The sequence below is a fragment of the bacterium genome, assembly GCA_004299235.1.
GTDB lineage: Bacteria > Chloroflexota > Dormibacteria > Dormibacterales > Dormibacteraceae > SCQL01.
This window is the reverse complement of the sequence record SCQL01000033.1, coordinates 56,336-80,554: the sequence shown is the minus strand read 5'-3', so window position 1 is coordinate 80,554 and position 24,219 is coordinate 56,336. Positions and strand designations below refer to the sequence as shown.

28 protein-coding genes are annotated in these 24,219 nt (G+C 68.7%); 19 read left to right on the top strand and 9 right to left on the bottom strand.

Annotation, left to right across the window (positions count from 1 at the left end; genetic code table 11):
* Positions 1 to 100 precede the first annotated feature (100 nt).
* Positions 101 to 1,063, top strand: a complete 963-nt coding sequence (locus tag EPN29_12855) for a carbohydrate kinase family protein (protein ID TAN31540.1) — start codon at positions 101 to 103, stop codon at positions 1,061 to 1,063.
* Here the strand turns inward: EPN29_12855 and EPN29_12850 are convergent.
* Positions 1,056 to 1,859 (bottom strand): ABC transporter permease, encoded by an 804-nt coding sequence (locus EPN29_12850; GenBank protein TAN31539.1) that lies wholly within the window; start codon positions 1,857 to 1,859, stop codon positions 1,056 to 1,058. The two genes, EPN29_12855 and EPN29_12850, sit on opposite strands and share 8 nt — an antisense overlap.
* Positions 1,856 to 2,752, bottom strand: coding sequence for an ABC transporter ATP-binding protein (locus EPN29_12845; protein ID TAN31538.1), 897 nt, complete (start codon positions 2,750 to 2,752; stop codon positions 1,856 to 1,858). Before EPN29_12845 ends, EPN29_12850 begins: the two co-directional genes overlap by 4 nt.
* A 32-nt stretch (positions 2,753 to 2,784) precedes the next feature.
* On the opposite strand from EPN29_12845, the gene EPN29_12840 reads away from it, so the two are divergent.
* Positions 2,785 to 3,210, top strand: a complete 426-nt coding sequence (locus EPN29_12840; GenBank protein ID TAN31537.1) for an HIT family protein — start codon at positions 2,785 to 2,787, stop codon at positions 3,208 to 3,210.
* 8 nt (positions 3,211 to 3,218) lie between these two features.
* Here the strand turns inward: EPN29_12840 and EPN29_12835 are convergent, their stop codons facing one another.
* Positions 3,219 to 3,755, bottom strand: a complete 537-nt coding sequence (locus EPN29_12835; GenBank protein TAN31536.1) for a hypothetical protein — start codon at positions 3,753 to 3,755, stop codon at positions 3,219 to 3,221.
* A gap of 31 nt (positions 3,756 to 3,786) precedes the next feature.
* Between EPN29_12835 and EPN29_12830 the strand changes: the two genes are divergently transcribed.
* The 15 genes from EPN29_12830 to EPN29_12760 all read left to right on the top strand — a co-directional run bounded on the left by EPN29_12830 (position 3,787) and on the right by EPN29_12760 (position 16,415).
* Entirely contained in the window at positions 3,787 to 4,524 is a 738-nt protein-coding gene (locus EPN29_12830) for a dienelactone hydrolase family protein (protein TAN31535.1), read from the top strand.
* 98 nt (positions 4,525 to 4,622) lie between these two features.
* A complete protein-coding gene (locus tag EPN29_12825) occupies positions 4,623 to 5,894 on the top strand; it encodes a hypothetical protein (protein ID TAN31534.1) in 1,272 nt (423 codons plus the stop codon).
* Positions 5,895 to 5,986: 92 nt separating this feature from the next.
* Positions 5,987 to 7,246 (top strand): beta-ketoacyl-[acyl-carrier-protein] synthase II, encoded by a 1,260-nt coding sequence (gene fabF / locus EPN29_12820; GenBank protein ID TAN31533.1) that lies wholly within the window; start codon positions 5,987 to 5,989, stop codon positions 7,244 to 7,246.
* 15 nt (positions 7,247 to 7,261) lie between these two features.
* A complete protein-coding gene (locus tag EPN29_12815; protein TAN31532.1) occupies positions 7,262 to 7,519 on the top strand; it encodes an acyl carrier protein in 258 nt (85 codons plus the stop codon).
* Positions 7,520 to 7,525: 6 nt separating this feature from the next.
* Positions 7,526 to 8,563 (top strand): ketoacyl-ACP synthase III, encoded by a 1,038-nt coding sequence (locus tag EPN29_12810; GenBank protein TAN31531.1) that lies wholly within the window; start codon positions 7,526 to 7,528, stop codon positions 8,561 to 8,563.
* Positions 8,554 to 9,504: an ACP S-malonyltransferase gene (locus EPN29_12805; protein TAN31530.1), complete on the top strand. Its 951-nt coding sequence runs from the start codon at positions 8,554 to 8,556 to the stop codon at positions 9,502 to 9,504. The genes EPN29_12810 and EPN29_12805 overlap by 10 nt, the downstream gene beginning before the upstream one ends.
* Complete coding sequence (locus tag EPN29_12800; protein TAN31529.1) at positions 9,501 to 10,235, top strand: SDR family oxidoreductase; 735 nt, start codon at positions 9,501 to 9,503, stop codon at positions 10,233 to 10,235. Before EPN29_12805 ends, EPN29_12800 begins: the two co-directional genes overlap by 4 nt.
* The gene (locus tag EPN29_12795; GenBank protein ID TAN31613.1) at positions 10,235 to 11,062 is read left to right on the top strand and encodes an acetyl-CoA carboxylase carboxyl transferase subunit beta; all 828 of its coding nucleotides are present in this window, start codon (positions 10,235 to 10,237) and stop codon (positions 11,060 to 11,062) included. The genes EPN29_12800 and EPN29_12795 overlap by 1 nt, the downstream gene beginning before the upstream one ends.
* Complete coding sequence (locus EPN29_12790; GenBank protein TAN31528.1) at positions 11,059 to 11,919, top strand: acetyl-CoA carboxylase carboxyltransferase subunit alpha; 861 nt, start codon at positions 11,059 to 11,061, stop codon at positions 11,917 to 11,919. Before EPN29_12795 ends, EPN29_12790 begins: the two co-directional genes overlap by 4 nt.
* Positions 11,920 to 11,943: 24 nt before the next feature.
* On the top strand, positions 11,944 to 12,411 hold the full coding sequence (locus EPN29_12785) for a D-tyrosyl-tRNA(Tyr) deacylase (protein TAN31527.1): 468 nt from the start codon (positions 11,944 to 11,946) through the stop codon (positions 12,409 to 12,411).
* Positions 12,404 to 13,336 carry a DMT family transporter gene (locus tag EPN29_12780; protein ID TAN31526.1) on the top strand — a complete coding sequence of 311 codons (933 nt, stop codon included), beginning with the start codon at positions 12,404 to 12,406 and terminating at the stop codon, positions 13,334 to 13,336. The genes EPN29_12785 and EPN29_12780 overlap by 8 nt, the downstream gene beginning before the upstream one ends.
* On the top strand, positions 13,333 to 14,295 hold the full coding sequence (locus tag EPN29_12775; GenBank protein ID TAN31525.1) for a threonine/serine dehydratase: 963 nt from the start codon (positions 13,333 to 13,335) through the stop codon (positions 14,293 to 14,295). The genes EPN29_12780 and EPN29_12775 overlap by 4 nt, the downstream gene beginning before the upstream one ends.
* Positions 14,292 to 14,759 carry a CBS domain-containing protein gene (locus EPN29_12770; GenBank protein TAN31524.1) on the top strand — a complete coding sequence of 156 codons (468 nt, stop codon included), beginning with the start codon at positions 14,292 to 14,294 and terminating at the stop codon, positions 14,757 to 14,759. Before EPN29_12775 ends, EPN29_12770 begins: the two co-directional genes overlap by 4 nt.
* A 58-nt stretch (positions 14,760 to 14,817) precedes the next feature.
* Positions 14,818 to 15,957, top strand: a complete 1,140-nt coding sequence (locus EPN29_12765) for an aminotransferase class I/II-fold pyridoxal phosphate-dependent enzyme (GenBank protein ID TAN31612.1) — start codon at positions 14,818 to 14,820, stop codon at positions 15,955 to 15,957.
* A 44-nt stretch (positions 15,958 to 16,001) separates the two neighbouring features.
* The gene (locus EPN29_12760; protein TAN31523.1) at positions 16,002 to 16,415 is read left to right on the top strand and encodes a hypothetical protein; all 414 of its coding nucleotides are present in this window, start codon (positions 16,002 to 16,004) and stop codon (positions 16,413 to 16,415) included.
* Between the two features lie 13 nt (positions 16,416 to 16,428).
* On the opposite strand, the gene EPN29_12755 is transcribed toward EPN29_12760, so the two are convergent.
* Positions 16,429 to 16,845 (bottom strand): polymer-forming cytoskeletal protein, encoded by a 417-nt coding sequence (locus EPN29_12755; GenBank protein TAN31522.1) that lies wholly within the window; start codon positions 16,843 to 16,845, stop codon positions 16,429 to 16,431.
* A 173-nt stretch (positions 16,846 to 17,018) separates the two neighbouring features.
* Here EPN29_12755 and EPN29_12750 point away from each other — a divergent pair, with 173 nt between their 5' ends.
* The gene (locus EPN29_12750) at positions 17,019 to 17,858 is read left to right on the top strand and encodes a methyltransferase domain-containing protein (protein TAN31521.1); all 840 of its coding nucleotides are present in this window, start codon (positions 17,019 to 17,021) and stop codon (positions 17,856 to 17,858) included.
* 3 nt (positions 17,859 to 17,861) lie between these two features.
* Here EPN29_12750 and EPN29_12745 read toward each other — a convergent pair whose 3' ends face one another.
* The 5 genes from EPN29_12745 to EPN29_12725 are packed head-to-tail and all read right to left on the bottom strand — an operon-like array spanning position 17,862 to position 23,831.
* Positions 17,862 to 19,553 (bottom strand): MFS transporter, encoded by a 1,692-nt coding sequence (locus EPN29_12745; protein TAN31520.1) that lies wholly within the window; start codon positions 19,551 to 19,553, stop codon positions 17,862 to 17,864.
* Positions 19,415 to 20,107 (bottom strand): LppX_LprAFG lipoprotein, encoded by a 693-nt coding sequence (locus tag EPN29_12740; protein TAN31519.1) that lies wholly within the window; start codon positions 20,105 to 20,107, stop codon positions 19,415 to 19,417. Before EPN29_12740 ends, EPN29_12745 begins: the two co-directional genes overlap by 139 nt.
* A gap of 31 nt (positions 20,108 to 20,138) precedes the next feature.
* Positions 20,139 to 21,407 carry an NAD(P)/FAD-dependent oxidoreductase gene (locus EPN29_12735; protein TAN31518.1) on the bottom strand — a complete coding sequence of 423 codons (1,269 nt, stop codon included), beginning with the start codon at positions 21,405 to 21,407 and terminating at the stop codon, positions 20,139 to 20,141.
* Complete coding sequence (locus tag EPN29_12730; protein ID TAN31517.1) at positions 21,404 to 22,408, bottom strand: ATP-dependent DNA ligase; 1,005 nt, start codon at positions 22,406 to 22,408, stop codon at positions 21,404 to 21,406. Before EPN29_12730 ends, EPN29_12735 begins: the two co-directional genes overlap by 4 nt.
* The gene (locus EPN29_12725) at positions 22,401 to 23,831 is read right to left on the bottom strand and encodes a DNA ligase (GenBank protein ID TAN31516.1); all 1,431 of its coding nucleotides are present in this window, start codon (positions 23,829 to 23,831) and stop codon (positions 22,401 to 22,403) included. The genes EPN29_12730 and EPN29_12725 overlap by 8 nt, the downstream gene beginning before the upstream one ends.
* Before the next feature lie 116 nt (positions 23,832 to 23,947).
* Here EPN29_12725 and EPN29_12720 point away from each other — a divergent pair, with 116 nt between their 5' ends.
* A complete protein-coding gene (locus tag EPN29_12720) occupies positions 23,948 to 24,217 on the top strand; it encodes a hypothetical protein (GenBank protein ID TAN31515.1) in 270 nt (89 codons plus the stop codon).
* Positions 24,218 to 24,219: the final 2 nt, after the last annotated feature.

Genomic DNA, 24,219 nt, shown 5'->3' with positions numbered 1-24,219 from the left:
CCGACCCGGCCCGCACCGGCCCCACGGGGTGGGTGGTCGGGAGGGCGGGAACGCGCCCGCCGAGCCTCGAGGCCCCGCCTTCGGGTAGCCTTGCCGGCGGATGACTGTCGTCTGCACCGGATCGATCGCCTACGACTACATCCTCAGCTTCAAAGGCCGGTTCAAAGACCACATCCTCCCGGACAAGGCCCACATCCTCAACCTGAGCTTCCTGGTCGATGACCTGCAAAAGCGGCGCGGTGGGGTGGCCGGCAACTATGCGCACAACCTGGCGCTGCTCGGCTGCCCGGCGGCGGTGCTCGCGACCGCGGGGACCGACGCGACCGAATACCGCGATTGGCTCGTGGCCCGCGGCGTCGATTGCAGCGGGCTGCGCCTGCTCGAGGGCGAGATGAGCGCGACCGGTTTCACGACCACGGACATGGACGGCAACCAGCTCACCGGCTACTACGGAGGCGCGATGTGGCGCGCGGCCACGCTCGGCCTCGACGACGCGCCCGCGGGCGCGGAGGCGGTGATCATCGGGCCCAACGACCCCAGCGCCATGAAGCGGCTCGTCAACGAATGTCGCGAGAGGAAGCTGCGCTTCGTCTTCGACCCCGCGCATCAGCTGCCGATGATGTCCCCCGACGACGTCACGGACAGCACGCGGGGGGCATGGATCGTGATCGGCAACGACTACGAGCTGGAGCTCATCCAGCAGCGCACGAACCGGGACGTGGCCGGGCTGCTCGAGCTGGCCGAGATCGTGGTCACCACGCTCGGACGCCACGGTTCGCGCATCGCCACCCGTGATCAAACGGTCGACATCCCGCCCGCGCCGGCGGTGCTGGAGGCCGACCCGACCGGCGCCGGTGACGCCTACCGGGCCGGACTGGTCGCGGGCCTACTGCGCGGCCTCGACCTGGAGGCGGCGGGTCGCGTCGCCTCGCTGGCATCGACATATGTGGTCGAGCACGTGGGCACGATCGAGCACGTCTACACGCCCGCCGAGTTCTCGCGTCGCTACCAGGAGGCTTTTGGCGCCGAGATGCCGGCGGGGTTCTGGCCTGCGGTCAGTTGAATTTCCTGCCCTGGTCCCGCCGGTAAGCGCGGAGCGCGAGAAGGAAGAAGGCCGCCGTATAAGCCGCCATGTAGATCCAGTCCGAAGTCAGCGACCCGCCCTCCGCCGGCGCCCCCACCGCGTCCCACACCAGCTGCGCCCCGCGATAAAGCGGCAGGTAAGGCGCGAGGTGCTGGAGGAATCCCGGCAGCAGGCGGAGCGGAAAGAACAGGCCGGAGGCGAAGGCCGTGGGCAGGTAGATAAGGTTGGTCACCGCGGGCGCTGAGTTGGGACCGGCGAAGTAGCCGAGGGCGAACCCGAGGCCGACGAACGGAATCGAACAGAGCATGGCTCGCCAGGCCAACGTGAGCCACTGGGAGGCGTCGAGGTTGGCGCCTCCGGTGAGATACGCGAAGAGGCAGAGCACGGTCAGCGACATGAAGGCCACCACCAGCGCGGCGAGCGTCTTGGCGGTGAAGAACACCATCGCGGGCAGCGGCGTCGCCTGCATGAGCAGGTCCTGCTTCTGGCCGCGCTCGTTGGCGACCGAGATGCCGAACCCGAGCACCATGACGTTGGCGACGCCGTAGAGCGCCATCGAGGCGACGAAGTACTCGCCGAAGGTGACGTGCGATCCAGCCGTCAGCGGCTCCTTGGCCTGCCCGAGTCCGATGAACGCGTAAAACATCGTCGGCAGGACGATGCTGGTGGCGCTGAAGGCTGGGACTCGGATCAGCTTCATGAACTCAGCCCAGGACTGCTTCAGCAGCATCGGCATGATCGGCGCGGTGGACGCGGGCACCGTCGCCTCGCTCATCTCGAAGCCTGGTGGCTGGTCATCGCCACGAACGCCTCCTCGAGGTCCGCCCCCGTGACCTCGAGGTTGTGAGGCTCGATCCCCCTTTCGAACAGGCTGCGCAGCACCCTCTCCGGCTCGTTGGTCAGGAGGCGGGCGCTCATGCTGTCGACCTGTTTGGCGTTCAGCGGCAGGCCTTCGAGGTCGCCGTCGGTGAGCGTGCGCGTGGTGGTGAAGCTCACGCGCTTGCCGGCGACCCTGGCTTTGATCTCGGCCGGCGTCGAGTCGGCGATGACCCGGCCGCGGTCGATGACGACGACCCTGCGCGCCAGCTGGTCGGCCTCCTCGAGATAGTGGGTGGTCAGCACGACCGTGCGCCCTTGGCCGGAGAACTGGCCGATCTCTTCGAGGAAGCGCCGCCGGCCCTCGACGTCCATGCCGACCGTGGGTTCGTCCAGGAACAGCACGTCCGGGTTGCCGCAGACCGCCAGCGCGAGGTACAGGCGCTGACGCTGTCCACCTGACAGGTCCTTGACCAGGCTCTTGGACTTCTCCTCGAGGCCGGCCATGGCGATCGCCTGCGACGCGGGCAGGGGCGACGGGTAGTACGAGCCGAACAGGTCGACGATCTCGTGGACCCGCAGCATGCCGGGGACGCCTGATTCCTGGAGCATGACCCCGATCCGGCTCCGCGCCTTGAGGTCTCTGGGATCCAATCCGAACAGCCGCGCCCTGCCCGCAGTCGGCTTGCGCATGCCGAGCATGAGGCCGATCGAGGTGGTCTTGCCCGCCCCGTTGGGGCCGAGCATGGCGATCACCTCACCCGGCTCGATGGTCAGGCTGACGTCCTGGAGTGCTTGCACCTGGCCGTATCGCTTGGAGACGGCGGCGAGCTCGACGGCAGGGGGCGTCACGGGTCCAAGGCTAGCGGCTTAGGCTTGGCGCGGTGGCGAGCATCTTCAGCCGGATCATCGACGGCCAGCTGCCGGCTCGATTCGTGTGGCAAGACGACGTCTGCGTCGGATTCCTGTCCAACCGGCCCCTTCGGCCAGGTCACGCACTTGTCGTCCCGCGCCTCGAGGTCGACCACTGGCTGGACCTGGATCCGAGCCTGCTGGCGCATCTGACCCAGACCGCGCAGGCGATTGGCAAGGCGCAGATGGCGGGGTTCAAGCCCGTACGAATCGGGCTGATGCTGGCCGGTCTCGAGGTGGCTCACTGCCACTTCCACGTCGTGCCCATCCGCGGCCTACACGACCTCGATTTCGGCAACCAGGACCCCAATCCCGAGGCGGCGATGATGGACGAGGCGGCGGCGACCATCAGGGCGGAGCTTCGGCGCCTCGGCTTCGATCAGGCCGTCAGCGCCTGAGGTATGCGTTAACCCAGTGACCGCTCCAGCTGCTCGACGTGCTCCTCGAGGTGGTTGATCAAAGGGAAGCGCGCGAGATAGTCCGCGCTGACGGCGCCGCCGGTTTCGGTTCTCACTTCGCGCTTCAGGGCGGTCGCCTCGACAGTGCGCAGGAGCTTCACCGTGCGGGCGTGGTCCGCGAGCGCCATGCGGAGGAGCTCATGTGTTTCGATCCGCGCCATCTGCTCGCCTGCCACGTCACGCAGGTTGGTGTTGGCGAGCAGGTTGATCTCCGTCAGCTGGCCGCTGGCGATCCTATGGACGAGAACGCCGTAGAACTTGGAAAGCACGGCGATGTGGGCCAGGACCTCGTGATCGCTCCAGCCGTCGCCGGAAGCGTCCCCGCCGCCCTCACCAGGACCGGTCCTGATCCGCGGCCCGAGCCGCGCCAGGCGGGCCGAGGCCCGCTCCAGCCGGCCGGCGAGGACCATGCGCTCGTGATCGAGCAGCCCGTTCAGGAAGCCCTGAAGGTCGGCCTGGGTGAACGCGGTGCTTTCGATCTTCATCGGCGCATCAAATCTAGTGGAGAATCAGCTCATGTGCTACTCAGACGGCGCTCGTCCGCCCCTGCCTCCGATCGGCGGCGCGGCCGCCGACCAGGGTGATTTCGTCCTCACCGCCGCCGACAACAACCGCTTCGCCGCGCACTTCGCCCGCGCCGCCAAGCCGGCGGGAGCCGGCATCGTCGTGCTGCCCGACGTCCGTGGCCTTCACCCCTTTTACAAGGAGCTGGCACAGCGGTTTGCCGAGGCCGGCAGCGACGCAGTCGCGATCGATTACTTCGGCCGCACCGCCGGCATCGGTGATCGCGGCGCGGGGTTCGAGTACATGCCCCATGTCGAGAAGACGACCCAGGAGGACGTTCGCGCCGATGTCGCGGCGGCGGTCGCCCACCTCAGGTCGAAGGACGGCGGCGCCGTGAGGTCGGTGTTCACCGTCGGCTTCTGCTGGGGAGGCTCCAATTCGTGGAACCAGTCGGCGGGCGGCCACGGACTCAACGGCTGCATCGGCTTCTACGGCCGGCCGGAACGGACCGAGGCGTTCATCTCCAAGCTGCAAAGCCCTTTGCTGCTGTTGGTCGCGGGCGCGGACTCCACGCCCCAGGAGGCCTTCCACGTCTTCGACCGGCGGCTCACAGAAGCCAAGGTGCCACACGAGATGCGCATCTACCCGGGCGCGCCGCACAGCTTCTTCGATCGCAGCTTCGCGCAGTGGACGGACGCGTGCAACGACGCCTGGCGCCGCATGCTCGCCTTCATCAAGCGGTATGGCTGAACCCGCAGGCCGTTCCCTCTAACCACCCGCCCGGAGGCCTGGACGGCGGACTTTAGACCCGGAGTCCTAAACGGGGGCGGCTGGGTATAGTCAGCGGCATGGTGAAGGTGGCCGCCAGGTCCAAGCCCGCCCCGACCCTGCCGGCATCGTTGATGGCCGAGCTGGAGCACCGCCGGGCGGGCATGGCCCGCCATATGGCGCGGGCGGTGGTCAGCCTGGTGCGCTGGGACGACTCGACCGGCGTCCCGCCACAGCGCTCGGCCATCGCGCGGGCGTGTGAGGCCGGCCTGGACCTCTTCCTGGCCACCGCGCGCGACGCTCGCCCCGCCACCAACGAAGAGCTCCGTCGCGTGGCCCAGCTCGGCATCCTCCAGGCGCGCAGCAGCCAGTCGGTCGAGCCGATCCTCGCCGCCTATCGCATCGCGGCGCGCGTCGCCTGGGACGAGATCCTGCGAGCGTGGCGCGGGCACCCTGAATCGACGCCCGAGGCGATCATGCTCACCGCCAACTACGTCTTCGCCGCCCTCGACCAGGTGGCGGCGGAGGTGACCAAGACCTACCTGCACGCGCGCGAGCAGCACATGCAGCGCGGCACGCGAGCGCAGGCGCGCCTCTTCCACGCCCTGATCAGCGACAACTTCGACTCCGAGCTCGAGCTGCAGAAGCAGGCCCTGGCGCTCAACATGCCGATCGCCGCATCCGGCTACGTCGCGGCGGTGTGCAAGCTCATCGTCGGCAACCGTGAGGGTGAGCGTGGCGGCCAGGCTCTGGCCGAGGTGGCCGCGTCGCTCGAAGCCCCCCGCGGAGCGATCCACCACGCGACCGACCCGAGCACGCTGGTCGTCCTGTGGCCGGCCGAGTCGGCGGCGGATGTCGAGCTCGCGCGCCAGTTCGTGCTGCAGATGCAGCAGGAGGCGGTCAGGCGCTCCGGCACGGCACGAGCCCGCGTTCGTGCCGGCATCGGCGGCTACCACCCGGGGCTGCGCGGCATCTCCCGCTCCTACCTGGAAGCCCAGCAGGCGATCGAGGTCGGACGCAAGCTGCGACCGGAGACCGTCGTCCACCAGCATGACGAGGTCATCCCGCACCTGGTCCTGACCCAGAACCCGAGGCTGGCCGAACGCTTCGTCGTCCACAGCCTCGGCCGGCTCATGGAGCCCAAGGTTCGCAACCGCGAGCAGCTGCTCGAGACGCTGGAGACATACCTGGCACGAGGGTCGGTCAAGGACGCCGCGGCAGCCCTGAACCTGCACCGGCACACGGTGCTCTACCGCCTGGACAAGCTGCGTGAGCTGCTCGGCGGTGACCTGGACTCGCCAGGGACCCGCCTTCAGCTGCAGCTGGCGCTGGACCTGCGCAAGCTGCTCTGAGCGGGCAGCTTGGACGTCATGTCCAAAATCGGCCCGTCCTTTTCCCACACCGTGCGGGTGTGAATAGGCCTTGACGTCCGTATCCTTGAGACATGACATCTAACTCAAACGGTCGTCGCGTGGCTGTGACCGGCATGGGCTTCATCACCCCGATCGGCAATGACGTCGAGACCGTGTGGTCGAACATGGTCGAGGGCTCCTCCGGCGTCGGCCGGATCACCTACTTCGACACCACCAACTTCGACACCAAGATCGCGGCCGAGGTCAAGGGCTTCAACCCCGAGGAGTACATGGATCGCAAGACCGCCCGGCACATCGGACGGTACTGCCAGTTCGCGCTGGCCGCCTCCAAACAGGCACTGGCCCAGGCGGGTCTGGAACCCGGGGAGATGGATCCCGACGCCGTGGGGGTCATCGTCAGCTCGGGCATCGGCGGCATGGAGGAGATCGAGAAGAGCCACACCGCGCTCATAGAGCGGGGCCCCAAGCGCATCAGCCCGTTCACCGTCCCGATGATGATCGCCGACATGGCGGCCGGCATCGTCGCCATCCACACGCACGCCGGCGGGCCGAACTACGCCATCGTCAGCGCCTGCGCGTCGGGCTCGCATGGCATCGGCGAAGCCTCGGAGATCATCAAGCGCGGAGACGCCGTCGCCATGCTCGCGGGCGGCTCGGAGGCGACGATCACGCCGCTGACGATGGGCGCCTTCTGCCAGATCAAGGCCACCAGCGAACGCAACGACGAGCCGGAAAGGGCCTGCCGCCCGTTCGATCTCGGGCGCGACGGCTTCGTCATGGGCGAGGGCTCGGTGATGCTGGTGCTGGAGGACATGGAGCACGCCCGCAAGCGCGGCGCCAAGGTCCTGGCCGAGATCGCCGGCTACGGCGCCAGCGCGGACATGTATCACTTCACCGCCCCGCAGCCGGAAGGCCAGGGAGCGATTCGCGCCATGCGCCGCGCGCTGGCGAAAAGCGGGGTCGACCTGGCCGACGTGGGCTACGTCAACGCCCACGGCACCTCGACCAAGCTGGGCGACGTCGCCGAGACGAAGGCCATCAAAGCCGTCTTCGGCGACCACGCGCAAAAGCTCGCGGTCAGCTCCACCAAGTCGGTGCACGGTCATCTCCTGGGTGCCGCCGGCGCCATCGAGGCGGCCGCTTGCGTCCTGGCCCTCGACCGCGGCCTGCTGCCGCCGACCATCAACCTGGACGACCCCGACCCGGAGTGCGATCTCGATTACGTCCCGAACAAGGCCCGCAAGGCCGACGTCAAGGTGGCTCTGTCGAACTCCTTCGGGTTCGGCGGCCATAACGCCAGTCTCGTCATCAAAGGCTCACCGGCCAATTAGGAGGAAGGATCGCGCATGGCAACCCCGCTCGATTTCAAGGAACTTCAGGAGCTCGCCGCCGAGATCCTCGGCATTGAGCCGGACCAGGTGCAGCTGGAGAAGAGCTTCGCGCGCGACCTCGCGGCCGACTCGCTCGACCTCGTCGAGCTGATCGCCGCCGTCGAGGACAAGTACGACGTGGAGCTGCCGGACGAGGAGCTCGAGAAGATGAAGTTGATCGGCGACCTCTGGAAGTTCCTGGAGCAGAAGACCGCCGAGCGGCTGGAGGCCTGATGTGACATGGCTATAACCACCGCCTACCGCACCCGTTCGGACGCCATTCCGCTTCGGTCGTTCAAGGCCAAGGGCCGGCCCAGCGCCATCGCCGGGGTGGGCGTGTACGCGCCCGAGAAGGTGATCACGAACTTCGACCTCGAGAAGGTGATGGACACCTCGGACAAATGGATCACCGAGCGGACCGGGATCCACAAGCGTCACGTCGCCGAGCCCGGGACCACGACCTTCGAGCTCGCCACCAAAGCCTCGCGCGGAGCCCTCGCCGCCGCAGGCATCTCGGCCAAAGACCTCGACATGATCCTGGTCGGCACCTCATCGCCCGACGGACCGTTTCCGTCCATCGCGTGCCGCATCCAGAACGAGCTCGACGCGCCGGGCGCGGTCGCCTGGGACCAGCTCGCGGCCTGCACCAGCTTCATGTACGGGCTGGCTACCGCGGACTCCTTCATCGCCACGGAGCGAGCCGACACGGTGCTGGTCGTCGGCGCCGAGGTGCTGTCGCGGATGCTGAACTATTCCAACCGCGGCACGGCCGTCATCTTCGGCGACGGCGCCGGCGCAGCGGTCGTGACCGCCGCTCCCCAAGGCGCGGGTTTCCTTGCCTGGTGCCTCGGCTCGGACGGCCGCGGCTACGCGCAGGTGACCTGCGGCAACATCGAGAAGGGCGCTTACGCGGCCAAGGACGCCGACCCGTACATCGACATGGTGGGTCCTGACGTGTTCAAGTTCGCCGTCGACATCTTCATCCGGCAGGCCACCGAGGTCTGCGCCCAGGCTGGGATCGCTCTTGACGACATCGACCTCTGGGTGCCCCACCAGGCCAACTTCCGCATCATCGACGCCGCCGCCCGTCGCATCGGGCTCCCGCTCGACCGCGTCGCCATCAACATCGACGAGTACGGCAACACGTCGAGCGCGTCGATCCCGCTGGCGTTGGAGGAGGCGGTCCGCAAAGGTCGCGTCAAGAGCGGCGACCACGTGCTCCTGGCCGGCTTCGGCTCCGGCCTGACCTGGGGGGCGACATTGATGACGTGGGCGTAAAGCTCACCGGCCCGATCGCGCTTCTCTTCCCCGGCCAGGGCGTCCAGAAGCCGGGCATGGGGCGCAATCTGCACGACCGCTACCCGGCCGCGCGCCGAGCTTTCGAGCGCGCCGAGGAGGTCCTGCAGATGCCGGTTCGCCGGCTTTGCTTCGAGGGCCCGGTCGAGGAGCTGAACCGCACCGACGTCATCCAGCCCTGCGTGATGACGGTGTGCTGGGCGGCCTATGAAGTGTGGCGCGAGAGCTACGGTTTCGAGAACGTGAGCGTCACCGCCGGTCACAGCCTCGGTGAGATCGCATCGCTCGCGGCGGCCGGCTCGATCCCGTGGGAGACGGCGCTGCTGCTGGTCAAGGAGCGCGGCCGCATTATGGCGCAGGCGGCGGGCGAGCAGGCGGGCGGCATGATCGCGATCGTCGGCCTCGAAGAGGCCGAGGTGGAGCGCATCCGCCACCAGGCTTCCGCTCACGGCAAGCTGTGGATCGCCAATCGCAACGCCGACGTGCAGTTCGTCCTCTCCGGCGAGGCGGCGGCGGTGCAGGAGGCGGAGCGGCTGGCGCTCGCGGCGGGCGCGCGGCGGGCGCTGATCCTCACCATCCCGCTCGCGGCGCACACGCCGCTGATGGAAGCGGCGGCCGCCGCCTTCCGCAAGGCCGTGGACTTGTTGCCCCTCAATGCGCCCTCGATCCCGATCCTGGCGAACGCGTCGGGCGAGGCGCTGCGGACGGTCGCGAGCCTGCAGGAGGAGCTGCGGCTGCAGATGCTGCGCCAGGTCGATTGGGCGCGGACGATGGTCTCGATGCGCGCCATGGAAGTGAGGACGGTGGTCGAGCTGGGCCCGGGCCGGGTGCTCGCGAGCCTCGCGGCCAAGCACATCCCTGGCGTCGTCACCTGGAACGCCGAGGAGCTCTTCATCGACTTCTCGGACATCGCCCCCGCATGAGCTCGGAGGAGCTCAAAGGCAAGACCGCACTCGTCACGGGCGGCGGCAAGGGCATCGGGCGGGCGATCAGCCAGGCGCTCGCGGGCATGGGCGCGAAGGTGGTCGTGAACTACCGGTCGGACAGGGCCGCCGCCGAAGAGACGGCCGCCTCGCTGCCAGGCGCGACCGCGCACCGGGCGGACGTCGGCGATCCGGCGCAGGTCGAGGCGATGGTCAAGGCGATCGGCCGGGTGGACGTGCTCGTCAACAACGCCGGCGCGGTGCGCGACAAGCTGCTCATCCAGATGTCCCCGGCGGATTGGGAAGAGCTGATCCGGACCGACCTGATGTCGGCCTTCGCGACCACCAGGGCCGCCATCATGTCCGGCATGATGCGCGCGCGCTGGGGCCGCATCGTCAACATCTCGTCGATCGTCGGGTTGACCGGCAACGCTGGACAGTCCAACTACGCCGCGGCCAAGGCCGGCCTGATCGGGTTCACCAAGTCGGTGGCGCGCGAATACGGGTCGCGCAACATCACCTGCAACGCCGTGGCGCCGGGCTACGTGCGCACCGAGCTCACGTCGGGCTCCCTGACGGACGAGATGGTGGGTGAGCTGGTCAAGCTCACGCCCGTCAAGCGTGAGGGCACGGCTGAGGACATCGCCGCCACCGTGGCCTTTCTGTGCTCCGAGCGGGCGGGTTTCATCACCGGACAGGTGATCGCGGTGGACGGTGGTCTATCGCTGTGATGGAGCTGGTGAATGCGCGCGGCGACGTCCGGATCGCGGGCGACGAGCTGCCGCCGATCCCGCTGCCCACCAACTGCCCCGGGTGCGGCGTCGGGCTCGATCAAGAACAGCTGCGCAAGCTCAACTACGTTTGCGATTGCGGGCACCATTTCCGTCTCGGCGCCGATGCCTGGATCGCGCTCATCGCGGATCGCGGATCGTGGCAGGAGCGATGGGGCGACGTTCGCTCGCACGACCTTCTCAACTGGAAGGTGCCGAAGGCGTACCAGGAAACCGTCGACCAGCTGCGCGACCAGGGCTTGAACGAGGCTCTGCGCACCGGCACCTGCACGTTGAACGGCCGCCCCGTCTGGCTGGCCGCCTTCGACTTCCGGTTCATCGGCGGCACCCTCTCGATCGTCGCCGGTGAGCGGCTGGCGCGCGGCATGGAGCAGTCCGCGGCGGCCGGAGTTCCATATCTGCTGATCGCCGCCTCAGGCGGCGCCCGCATGCAGGAGGGCGTGCTCGCCCTCATGCAGATGGCCAAGATCAACGCGGCGGTCGGGCGCCTCCATTCCGCGGGGGTGCCCTATTTCTCCGTCCTGACCGACCCCACGTTCGGGGGCACGGCCGCTTCGCTCGCGCTGCTCGCCGACATCAACATCGCCGAACCGGGTGCGGCCATCGGCTTCACCGGTCCTCGCGTCATCAAGCAGGCCACGTATGCCGACCTGCCGCCCGGCTTCCAGAGCGCGGAATTTCAGCTGGCGCGCGGACAGGTGGACATGGTCCTGGCGCGAACCGAGCTCCGGCCCCTGCTGGCTCACCTGCTCGAGATGTATGCATGACGCGCCGGGGTCGCAAGCCCGAGGACAGCAATTTGACCGTGTGGCAGGTGGTCGAGCTCGCCCGGCACGCCGACCGGCCGTACTCGCTCGACTACATCCGCCGCCTGGCGCCCGACTTCATCGAGCTCCAGGGCGACCGCCAGGAGGCCGATGACCCCGCCCTGGTCGGCGGTGTCGGCACTTGGCGCGACCGCACGACCATGTTCCTCGGCCACCAGAAAGGCCGCAGCCTGAAGGAGCGGGTGGCCCGGAACTGGGGGATGATGCACCCCGAGGGCTATCGCAAGGCGATCCGCCTCGCGCACCACGCCGCCAAGTTCGGTTTTCCGATCGTCTCTCTCATCGACACCCCCGGCGCGTACCCCGGCGCCGGCGCCGAGGAGCGGGGCATCGCCGCCGCGATCGGCCGGGCGATCATGGAATGGTTCCGGATCCCGGTGCCCATCATCGCCGCGGTGATCGGCGAGGGCGGCAGCGGCGGCGCGCTCGGCATGGGCGTCGCCGACCGCGTGATCATGCTCGAGAACTCGATCTACTCGGTCGCCTCTCCCGAGGCCGCGGCGTCGATCGTGTGGCGGGACAACTCACGCAAGGTGGAGGCGGCGGAGCAGCTTCAGCTCACCTCGCGCGATCTTCTGGCGATGGGCGTGGTCGAGGAGGTCGTGGCCGAGCCTGAGGGCAGCGCCAGCGTCGATTACGACGCCGCGGCGCGGGCCCTGGACGAGGCGCTGTACCGCCACCTCCAACCACTGCTGTCCCAACCGAGCGCGCAGCTCCTTCAGCACCGCTACGAGCGCTTCCGCTACATCGATTCGCTGTTGCACGCCGAGCCGGACTTCGGCCCGAAGATCGACTGAGGCGCGGTTGAGGGGCCCGAATTCGTGAGGGTCGTCGCGCAGCGGGTGAGCTCCGGCGCGGTGAGCTGGGAGGAGGCGGGGACGGAGCGCCGTGCAACCATCGGACCCGGTTACGTGTTGTTGGTCGGTGCGGCATCCGATGACGACGAGACGAATGTTCGGCGGCTCGCGGACAAAGTCGTGGACCTGCGCGTGTTCGCGGACGAGGCCGGGAGGATGAATCTCAGCCTGGTCGACGTGCACGGCGCGGCGTTGATCGTGTCGCAATTCACCCTGTTCGCCGACATGAGCCGCGGCCGGCGGCCGAGCCTGCTCAAGGCCGGCGATCCCCAACGGGCCGAGGAGCTCTACGAGGTCTTCGTCCGGCAATTTCGCGAGCGGGGAATAGAGACGCGGACCGGCAGCTTTGGAGCTGTCATGAGGGTCGCCATCGACAACGACGGCCCCGTCACGCTCGTGCTCTCTTCAGACGAGTGGGTGACTCGTGTCTGAACGCCGGCTCGCCTGGCTGCCGTACCTGGCCCTGGCGGCGCTGGCGCTGATCTGGGGAGTCTCGTTCCTCTTCATCAAGGTCGCGATCCACGACATGGGGCCGACGATGCTGGTGCTCATCCGCTCGGCCGCGGGCACCGTCGCGCTGGCTGTGATCATGCGCGCCATGGGCCGCCGCCTCGTGCCCCCCCAGTGGAGGCGACGCCTCGTCCCGTACGCAGTGGTGGCGATTGTCGGCACGCTGCTGCCGTGGGCGGCGATCGCGTGGGGCGAAGAGCACATCTCCAGCGGCCTGGCCAGCATCCTGAACGCGACCACCCCGCTGTGGGCGGCGGTCCTCGTCTACTGGGTCATCCCCACCGAGCGCCCCAGCCCGCTCAACTACGCGGGGGTCCTCTTGGGATTCGGGGGCGTGGCCGTCCTGGTCTGGCCGAAGCTGGCGGCGGCCGGGCTGACGGGTGATGCGCTCGCCGCGACCGCGGTGGTCCTGGCCTCCTTCTGCTATGCCGTCGCCGCGCTGTACCAACGGGTGGCCATGCGCGGCATGGACCCTTACGAGGCGAGCCTTGGACAGCTGGCGTTGACCGTCGTGTTCACGATCCCGTTTGCCGCGCCGGCGCTTCCGAGCATCCACCTGGCGGTGCTCTCGATGGCCGCGGTGATCGCGCTGGGTGTCGCCGGCTCGGCGGTCGCCTACGTCCTCTACTACTACATCCTCAACTCGCTCGGTCCGGTGCGGGCCACCGGTGTGACGCTGCTCGTACCGGTGACGGCGGTGCTGTGGGGAGCGCTCCTGCTGAACGAGGCGGTGACCCTGCCGATCGTGGCGGGAATGGTCGTCATCCTGGCCGGCATCGTGCTCGCCAACCTGCGGCCGGCGCGACGCCGGCAGCCCGCGATCGAACCCGACTCGGCCGCCGCTTGAGCCCGTTCCTCGAACCGCACGTCGCGGCGGTCCGCCAGGCGGCGGGACGCATCCGCGGCCACGTTCGGCGGACCCCGACCTTGTCCACCGACCTCGACTTCGACCTTCGCCTGAAGCCCGAGTGCTTCCAGGTCACCGGCTCGTTCAAGGCGCGCGGCGCTTTCAACGCCGTTCTCTCATTGCTGGGGCGCGACTCCAAGCCGGTCGGTGTGATCACGGTCAGCTCCGGCAACCACGCGCAGGCGGTGGCGCTGGCGGCCGCGACGGCCGGCCTGCCGGCTCTGATCCTGATCCCCGAGGACGCCAACCCGGCCAAGGTCGCCGCCACCCGGGCGCTCGGCGCCGAGGTGATCCAGAAGGGCGTTACGTTCGCCAACCGTGAGCAGAGGCTGCGCGAGGAGATGCGTGATCGGGGCTTCACGCTGGTGCATCCGTTCAACGACTGGGACGTCATCCACGGCCAGGGCACGGCGGCGCTGGAGCTGCTCGAAGACGAGCCCGGCCTCGAGGTCATCGTCGCGCCGGTGGGCGGCGGGGGCCTGCTTTCGGGCACCGCGATCTCCGCCAAGGCTCACCAGCCCTCGATCCGGGTGATCGGAGTCGAGCCGGCCGAAGCCGACGATGCCTACCAGAGCTGGCGGACGGGCAGCATCCAGAGCCTCCCCAACGCTCCGAGCACGCTCGCGGACGGGGTCCGGACGATCGCCATCGGCTCACACCCCTTCGAGGTCATGTTCGCCAACCGGCTGGTGGACGAGATCGTCACGGTGTCCGAAGCCGAGATCGCAACCGCGGTCCGGGCCGCCTGGTCGCGGCTCCACCTGGCGCTCGAGCCCACTGGGGCGCTGCCGCTGGCCGCCTGGCTGGCCGGCCGGCTGCCGAAAGCCAAAACCGGCCTGATCCTCAGCGGCGGCAACGCCGATTTCGACACGGTGGCTAAACTGCTCGCCACCCCATGATCCCGGTCAAAGAGGTGATGACCCGTGACGTGATCACCTTTCGCGAGGACACGCCGCTGGAGGAGATCGCGATGACGCTTTCCTCCAAGCGCATCACGGGCGCGCCGGTGATCGGTGCTGAGGGGCACGTCGTGGGCATCGTCTCGGAAACCGACGTCTTCTCCAAGAAGGGCAAGGTCGCGCGCGACATCATGAGCCAGCGCGTCATCTCGGTCACCGAAGAGACCGGGATCGATGAGGCGGCCCGGCTGTTGATCGGGGAGCGCATCCGCCGCGTGCCCGTGATCAGGGGCGGCAAGATGGTCGGACTGCTGAGCCGCTCCGACGTGCTCGACTTCTTCGCCAAGACACGGTGGACGTGCAGTGTGTGCGGCTGGTGGGAGCGAAGCCTGGAGCGGCCGGCCCGCTGCTACTCGTGCTCGAGCACCGCGATCCAGCTGGAGCGCGCCGATCCTGGGCACTGACGCCGCTCGCCGTCTGTCGTTGAAGGCCCAGAGCTTCACCGAGTCGGTCATCCGCGAGATGACACGCCTCAACCTCGAGCTGAACGGACCGGAGCGGGCCGTCAACTTCGCCCAGGGATTCCCCGATTTCCCAACCGACTCCCGCATCCTCGAAGCCGCCGCCAGGGCGCTGCGAGACGGCTACAACCAGTACGCGACCACGTGGGGAGCGCCGCAGCTGCGAGCGGCGGTGGCGCGCAAGCAATCAGCGGCATGGGGTCGTGGCGTTGACGCCGAGACCGAGGTCACCATCTCCTGTGGCGCGACCGAGGCGATGATCGCGGCCATGCTGGCGGCGGTCGACCCGGGCGACGAGGTCATCATTTTCGAGCCCTTTTACGAGAACTACGGGCCGGATTGCATCATCAGCGGCGCGGTTCCCCGCTTCGTGAGCCTGTGCGCGCCCGACTGGTCATTCGATCCCGACGAGCTACGAAGGGCCTTCAACCGCAAGACCCGCGCCATCGTCGTCAACACCCCGCAGAACCCGACCGGGAAGGTCTACTCGCGACAGGAGCTCGAGCTGATCGCGGGGCTCTGCGTCGAACACGACGCGATCGCGATCACCGACGAGATCTACGAGCACCTCGTCTACCGCGGCCGGCACATCAGCCTGGCGACGCTGCCCGGCATGGCCGAGCGCACGATCACGATCAGCGGCGCCAGCAAGACCTTCTCGGTGACGGGCTGGCGCATCGGCTGGCTGGTCGCGCCGCCGCCGCTGACCGCCGGCATCCGCAAGGTCCACGACTTCCTCACCGTCGGCGCCGCGCATCCGCTGCAGATCGCGATCGCCGCCGCCCTCGAGCTGCCCCCGTCCTTTTATACAGAGCTGCTCGGCGATTACCGCGAACGCCGGGACGTGATCGCGTCCGGGCTCCAGGATTGCGGTTTCGACGCGCCGGCGCCTGACGGCGCGTATTACGTGATGGCGGGCATCCGGTCCGCCGGCGGCCGGGCGCGGGCGGGGGGCTCTTCCCTGGATGACACGGCGATGGCCAGGCATCTCATCGAGAAAGCCGCGGTGGCGACCGTGCCCGCCTCCAGCTTCTACCACGACCCGAACCTCGGTCGCGGCCACCTGCGCTTCAGCTTTCCCAAGCGGATCGAGACCATCGAGCGCGGCCTCCGGGCTCTGCGCGCGATGCAGGCGGATTAACCGGCAGGGTTCCATTCCCTCCCGGTCCCGCCTAGGTTGGCGGCATGCGCAACCTGTGGCGAAAACCTTTGACGTGGATGGTCCTCGGCGAGTGCGCCGTGGTGGCGGCGCTGATCCTGGCGGCCTGGAATGTGATCGCGGCGGCGACCCAGCCGGTGGCCGCGGCCCTCGCAGCTCAGAACCCCTCCCGCGACTCCGTCGCCGGCGCCTCGGCGGAAGGCGGGTCGACGCCGGCGCCCGGCCTTTCGACTCACCGCCCGCCGGCTCGTTCGCCGCTGCCCGGACTGAACCTCGACCGCGCCTTCTGGCGGATTCGATTGGGTCAGCTCAACCGCGACCAGGTCGATTTCGAGCAGCTCGAATGGGGCATCGTCCATAGCGCCATGGACGCGGCGCGGCGCTACCTGGAAACCGTCGTGCTGCCCTCGGTCGAGCGAGCCGAACGTGGCGGAGGGTAGCCGCCCTTCCCGCTCAGGCCTTCTCCTGCGTCATCGTGACGTTGCCGTTGAGGGTGGCCCCGTCCTCGACCGTGAGGCGGCTCACCTTGACGTCACCGTTCAGGTGGCCGGAACCGCCCAGGGTCAGGCGGCGTTTGGCCGTGACGTTGCCGGTGACCTGGCCCCTCACGCTGACGTTTGAGCCCTCGATCGACGCCTGGATGGCCGCCGTCGAGTCCACGGTCACATCGCCGCTGGCTTTGAGCTCGCCCTCGACATTGCCCTGGATCTTGAGGTCGCCCTGGATCTCCAGACGTCCGTGCAGGCTGTCGCGGGGACCGAGGTTGACGACGTTGGTGCCGCCGTCCTGAGCCGCCCCGGACGAATGGGTCGCGGACTTTTCAGCTTGGGCCATGTGGGAATCCTCCACTGCGGTGATCGAGCCTTCCATACTCTGTACTCAACTCTGACGGCGGAGCGGACTTGCGCTCCAGGTGCGGCACCAGAGCCTTGAATCGAGCGAGCTAGCATCGTAACAGGGTGTCCTCGGACATGGCAGTCGGTTGAGGATCGGGGTCGGAGGGCCCCCGGAATCTAGGTTTTTGGAGAGCGACCACGGCCCTGATGGACCCGGATGCATCGGACGAGATGATCGACCACCTGGTCGATTTCTTTGATCGGATCGCTCCGGTCTATGACCGCTGGGCCGGGGGCCAGCACGCTCGAGTCGCGGCCAGGTTGACAGAACTTGCCGCGCCGGCGCGCGGAGAGCACGTCCTCGACGTCGGCTCAGGGACGGGGCTCGTCGCCCACCTGGTGGCGCCCCAGGTCAGTCCCGGGACGGTGATCGGCATCGACCTCTCCGACCGGATGCTGTCGATCGCTCGCTCGAAGGCGGGCCAGAACCTGCAGTTCCTGGGCATGGCTGCCGAGCGCCTCGTGTTCAAGCCCCAGACATTCGACCTCGTGACCATGGGGGAGGCCCTCGCCTACCTGGCCGATCCCACCGACGCGCTGGCCGAGGCGCACCGGGTCCTGCGGCCGGGCGGCCGGCTCGCGGTCTCGAATCAGCGTCGCAGCCTGAGCACCCGGGCGCAGGACCTCTTCTTCCAGGGCCTGGCGCCCCTGGCCAGGCGTCACTACCTGAGACTGCCGCGATACAGCTCCGAGCGCGCGCGCCTGGGCGAGCCGGACACGCTGCCGCAGCTCCTGGAAGCCGCCGGGTTCGAGGTGACCAGAGTCACGGAGATGGTCACCGGCGGCCGGACGCGCGACGCACGCGAGTGGACCGATCTGATGGCCGGTGCGGGACCGCTGCCGTACACCCTGATCCATGCCCTCGGCCCGCGCTACCGGAGCGAGCTGGAGGCGGAGGTGGAATCCGCGATGGCGAGCCTGGGTGACCCGGACGACGCCTTCCGCTATCACCACTCATATCTGCTGGCCGTGGCGCGCAAGCGCTGAGCGTCAGCCGGAAGCGGTGCGGCGGCGCCCCATGGAGGCGACGGCCGTCAGGGCGGCCAGCGCGCACAACCCGGCCGCGATGCTGAAGATCTCGCGGTATTCCTGGAGAAAAGCGGCCGCGACCAGCCTGGAGAGGTGGTCGACCCGGGCGCGCAGGTCGGGGTCGGTGAGGACCGGCGTGCCGAAGATCTGATGGAAGCGGTAGAGACCGAACGCCGTCAGGGCCGAGAGCCCGACGAGCATTCCCATCGTGCGCGCCAGCACCACCAGGCTCGTCGCCACCCCGTGACTCCGCACCCTGGTGACCTCCAGCACGGCGGCGGTCAGGGGCGCGATGACCATTCCGAAGCCCAGCCCGCAGGCTCCCAGGGCGATGTCGACCTGGCGCACCCCTCCCAGGTGCAGCGTCAGCTCGTTCGCGTGCCAGCCGGACATCTGGAGGAAGGCGGCAGCCGAAAGGAGCATGCCGGACACCGCCGTGATGCGGGCGCCGCCCCGTACCGCGAGCAGACCGCCGATCACCGCTCCCAGCGGGATTCCGACCAGGAACTGAGTGAGCAGCAGCCCGGAGCCGAGCTGGTCCAGGCTGAAAACCAGGCGGCCCAGAACGGGTACGTCAACCAGCGCCACCATCAGCGCGGCGCCGATCAGGAGGTTGGCGACACTCGCGCCGATGAAGCGACGGCTGCGCATCAGCTCGCGAGGGATGAGCGGCTCGAGCCGCCGGATCTGGCGCCGGCCGTAAAGCCCGAGCACGACCAGGCTCAGGCCGCCGGCGGGGAAGAACAGGCCGCTGGTGGCGCGGTGATCGGGGTCGTCGGGATACAGCGCGACGACCAGCAGGCCGAGCCCGAGCCCGAGCAGCGCCGCGCTCACCCAGTCCACCGAGGACTCCCGGCGGTCGGTTGGTTCGGCCGGCCGGCGGCTCGCGAGCACCACAGCGGCGGCGCAGATGGCGGCCAGCGGCAGGTTGAGCCAGAAGACGAAGCGCCAGCCACCGAGAGCCGCGGCCGCCGCGGCGAGCGTCGCCCCGTACAGCGGGCCGAACACGCTCCCCGCCTCTTGCAGCGCCGCCACCGAGCCGAGGGCGACGGTTCGTGCGCCATCGCGATACAGGTCGGCGGCCAGCGCCAGCGACAGCGGCACGAGCCCGCCGCCCCCGAGCCCCTGCAAGAGGCGGCCGGCGACGAGCCAGGGCAGGCCGGCAAACCCCCAGATGCCGGACATCGCGGTCACCGCCGAGCCCGCCGCGAACGCCGCCATGCACAGTGCGTAGACCGGGGCGCGCCCGTGCGCGTCCGAGTAGGCGCCCAGGAGCGGCATGGCGACCACGTAACCGCCGAGAAACCCCGTCACGACGGGCGTCGCCTGCTCGAAGCGGTCGATGGTCAAGCCGACGTCGGTGATCATCGCCGGCAGGAGGGTCACGACCACGTAGGCGTCGAGGGCGCCGACGCAAAGCCCGGCGCCGGCGAGGCCCAGCAAGAGGGGTCTCGGCGCGCCGCGGCCGCCGTTGGCCAAGGCGTGCCGCGCGAGCCGCGTGAATCCGCCGGTCACTAGGGCGAGGGTGAGGTAATGCTCACGGCCGCGTTGAACCCGCTCAGGTCGACCTCCACCGAGCTGGCGGCGCCGTGGTCGCCGAATGGCCCGCTGAGGATGGCCCTGCGGATGAGATGGTCCGAGCCGCCCACCCAGATGACGGCGTCCACGTCTCCCGATGACGTCAGCTGCGGCAGCATGCCGTGCACCTGGTCCGGGCTGTAGGTGGCCTCGACCTTGTGCGAGTCCACCCCGTCCGCCTTGTCGACCGCGATGTATTTGGGGTGGCGGCCGGCGGGGATGACGGCGGGGAGCCCGGTCGCCGAATCGAACAGCTTCGCCACGTCCGGGATCGCGTTGGCGCCGGCTCCGGTCACCTCCTGGAACGTGGAAAAAGGCAGCTTGAGGTAAGAGTGCCCGCCCGAGATGACCACCTCGATGCCGATCGAAAGGTCCTGCTGCCTGACGGTGTAGACCGTGTCGCTATCGCCCGGCAGGCGCACCGACGCCTTGGCATGCACGAGCGTGAAGCCCTGGAACGAGATCGCGCTCCTGGTGAACAGCAGGTCCGCCTTCACCGTCTTCAGCTCGGCCATCGCCCCCGCCCCCTGGCGAAGCGCCGTGGCCGGATCCACGGGCTGCAGCCCGCCGCCACATGAAGCGAGCATCAGGAGCGTCACGCCCGCCAGCAGGGACGTGCGCCCGTTCATGGAACCGCCACGCGCAACAGTATCCCCTGGGTCAGTGCCCTTCGCGATCGAGCCGGTCGCTGCCGGCGCGCACGATGAGCCGGATCGGCCGGTCGTAGAAGAGGTAGTCCCACGCCCAGTTGACCAGGACCAGGATGCGGCTGCGGAAGCTGATCACGTTGACCAGATGCACCGCCAGCCACATCAGCCAGCCGAAGAACCCGGACAGGTGAACCGGCCCGAACTCGGCGACGGCGGAGTTGCGCCCGATGGTCGCCATGATCCCGGGATCCCGGTAGACGAACGCCCTCACTCCACCATTGCGCGCCAGGTCCCAGATCGTGGCCGCCACCTGCCGCCCCTCCTGCATCGCCACCGGGATGAGCATCGGCAGCGGCTCGCCACGGTCGGTCGCCGCGGCCAGGTCGCCGATCGCGAACACCAGCGGGTGCCCTGGCACCTGCAGGCTGGGGTCGACTTTGATCCGGGCCTGGCGGCCGACCTCCACCCCGATCGCCCGGCCGACGGCGGACGCCCTGACCCCGGCCGTCCAAACGACGGTGCCGGCGGCGATCTCCCGTCCGCCGGCCAGGCGGATGGTGTTCGCGGTCACCGCCTCGACCTTGGCCCCGAACATCACTTCGACGGCCTTTTTCTCCAGGGATTGGCGCGCGGCCTCGCGCAGCTTGGGCACGAAGCCCGCCAGCAGGGAGCCGGCCGCCTCGAGCAGGAGGACGCGGACCTCGCCGAGGTCGAGGTCGCGGTAGTCCTTGCGGAGCACCAGGCGGATGAGCTCGGAGAGCGCGCCCGCCAGCTCGACGCCGGTCGGGCCGCCGCCGATGACGGCAAATGTGAGCAGCGCGTGGCGCTGCTCCCGATCGGTCGCCCAGCGTGAGGCTTCGAGCTGACCCAGGATGCGATTGCGCAGCGCCAGCCCTTCGTCCAGCCGTTTGAGCCCGAACGCGTGGCGCGCCAGCGACTCGTTGCCGAAGTAATCGCTCTGGCTGCCGGTGGCCAGGACCAGATAGTCGTAGGGAATCGGTCCGTGGTCGGTCAGCAATCGACGCTGTTGCAGGTCGGCTCCGCTCACCTCCGCCTGCCTGAACTCGACGTTCGACAGCGGGCGGATCAGCTCGCGGACCGGCCGCGCGATCTCGCCTGGGTCGAGAAGCGCCGAGGCGACCTGGTACAGGAGCGGAGTGAAGAGGTGGTAGTTGTTGCGATCCACGAGCAGAACATCCACCGGGGCTCTCTTCAGGGCGCGCGCGCACGTGAGGCCTCCAAACCCGGCGCCGGCGATGACGACCCGCGGCCGGGTCACCCGTCAGCCGGATTGGGGAATCGCCCGGTGCCCCGACGGCGGTTCGCCATCTTCTCCAGCGCGGTCGCTCCGCCCATGGCTTCGACCAGCGACTTCGGCAGCTTCTGCTTCTTGCTGAGCACCGGCTCGAAGAGATCGCCATGCCTGGCGACGCGTGCGAGCACCTGCTCGGAGTCGAAAACCAGAAGGCTCGGGTCGCCGGCCCTGGCGCACTCCTCCACCTCCGCCCACGTCACGGGCGTTGAAACGGTGGGCCTCGCCCGCGCGCGCAGGGAGTAGACGTTGACGGTCGTCTTGTACTGGTCGTTCTGGCTCCAATCGATGAGCACGCGGCCCGTGCGCAGCTCCTTCAGCTGCTTGTGCACGACCTTGTCGGGATGCCGCTCCTCGAAGTGCTGGGCGAGGCCCTTCGAGACGACCTTGGTCTCGACGTACGAGACCTTGGTGTTGAGCGGCACATAGAGCTGCAGGCCCTTCGAGCCCGAGGTCTTGGCGCAGCACTCGAGGCCGTGCTCGGCGAAGAGGTCGCGCACCATAAACCCGACACGGCAGCACTCGACGATGGTCGCGGGCGGCCCGGGGTCGAGGTCGAAGACGAGAGTCCGTGGCTGGGGCAGGTCGTCGGCGCGGGAGAGCGAGGTGTGGAACTCCAGCGTCGCCAGGTTGCCCAGCCAGACGAGCGTGGGCAGGTCCTGCGCCAGGCAGTAGTACATGTCGCGGTTGTTGCCGCCGCTCCACACGGTTGCGGTCTGCACCCACGGCGGCCGGTGCTTGGGGCAGTTCTTCTCGTAGAAGAACTCCGCGTCGACCCCGTTGGGATACCGCTTGAGGGTCAGCGGGTGGTCGCGCGTGTGAGGCAGGATGACCGGAGCCATGCGCGTGTAGTAGTCGATCACCTGGGCCTTGGTGAACCCGACCTCCGGGTACAGGACCTTCTCCAGGTTGGTGAGCTTGAGCGTGCGGCCGTCGATCTGGACTTCGACAGAGGTCTCCTTAGCCACCTTCGCGTACGACCTCGCGTGCGGGCTTGTCGGTGCGCAGGCCTTTGAACGACGGCGCTCGCAGCTGGCCGGACCGCGTCCACTCCACGAACTCGAACTCGGCCACGAGCCTGGGCTTGACGAAATTGGCGGCCCGGGGCGGTGAACCGACCTCGAACGGGCTGGAGTCCTGGGCCAGCGGCTGCAAAAGGTCGTGCAACCTGTCCAGCATCGCATCCGTGAACCCGGTGCCCACCTTGCCGGCATAGACCAGCTTGCCGTGGTCGTAATGGCCGACGAGCAGAGCGCCCGGGTGTCCGCGGCGCTTGCCCTCGCCTTCCAGCCAGCCTCCGATCACCAGCTCCTGACGGCCGCGGTTCTTGATCTTCAGCCAGGCGCCGCCTCGCCGCCCGGGCTCGTAGCGCGAGTCGAGCCGCTTCGCCATCACGCCTTCGAGCCCCGCCTTGGCGCTGGCATCGAGCATCGCCCGGCCGCCGCCCCTTTCGAACGGTGGCGTCTGCCAAGATGCACCGCTCAGCTCGAGCCGCGCGAGCAGGCGGCGGCGCTCGTCGTAGGGCGTCGCCAGCAGGGAATGGCCGTCCCGCCACAGCAGGTCGAAGATCATGTACGTCACCGGCACGAGCTTCATCTTGCGGCGGACCTCCGGCTCCGAGCTGAGGCCCATGCGCTGCTGGATCTCCTCGAAGCTCGGCCGTCCCCTTTCGTCGAGGGCGACGACCTCGCCGTCGAGGATCACCTCACGCGATCCGAGCGCACGGCCCATGGGGTGCACCTCCGGATAGCGGGCCGTGACGTCCTCGCCGCTGCGGCTGATGAGCCTCACGCGCCCGCCTTCGACGTGCGCCAGCGCGCGAATGCCGTCCCACTTGAACTCGAACCCCCAGCCCGCGTCCGGCGAGGGTAGGGCCGAGCTGAGCTTGGCCATCATGGGTTCGATGCGCTCGGGCATCGGCTGGCGGTCGGGATCCTGGGGCGGGTCCATCCGGTGGATCATCCAGTTGTCGCCGCCGGTCTGGAAGAGCACGTAGCGTCCGTTCAGCCGCTCGCCGCGCAGGGTGACCATCACCTCGCGATCCGACCACTTCTCGGTGTCGTAGGTGCCGTGGTCCCAGATCGAGACCTGGCCCGCCCCGTAGTTGCCGGCCGGGATCTGACCGGCGAAGTCGATGTAGTCGAGGGGATGATCCTCGACGTGAACCGCCAGATGATTCTTCTTCGGATCGGGCGGGATGCCCTTCGGCACCGCCCATGAGACGAGCACGCCGTCGCGTTCCAGGCGGAAGTCCCAGTGCAGGCGCCGAGCGTGGTGCTCCTGGACGACGAACCGCGGCGCCCTGGCGCCTTGGCGCGGCACCCTGGCGCCGGGTTCGGGCGTGCGTTGGAAATCTCTCTTGGCTTCGTACTCGGCGAGCTTCCGAGCCACGAAGGTAGGTTAGGCCACGGCTGCCCTTGGCTCCACGACCTGGACGGCTTAACAGGCGGGGTTCCCGTGGGACCGGGCCGAACGTAGCCTGCGAAGAAACGCGCAGGAGGCCTGACATGGAATTCTTGGCAGCCGCGGATCCGGATATCTCGAAGCTCAAGGATCTGATCAACACCTGGATCAACATCGGCCAGGCGCTGGTCGGATCGATCGGGATCCTGGCCTTCATATTCGCCTTCATCTGGAAGATCACCGCGGCGGAGTCGAAGTCGGCGCTGGCCGCCAAGCAGTGGATTCAGCGCATCGTCGTGGGGACGATCGGCGTCGAGGTCGCCGGCTCGCTGGTCAACATCCTGACCAACTCGGTGCCAGCATCGAGCCGCTGACC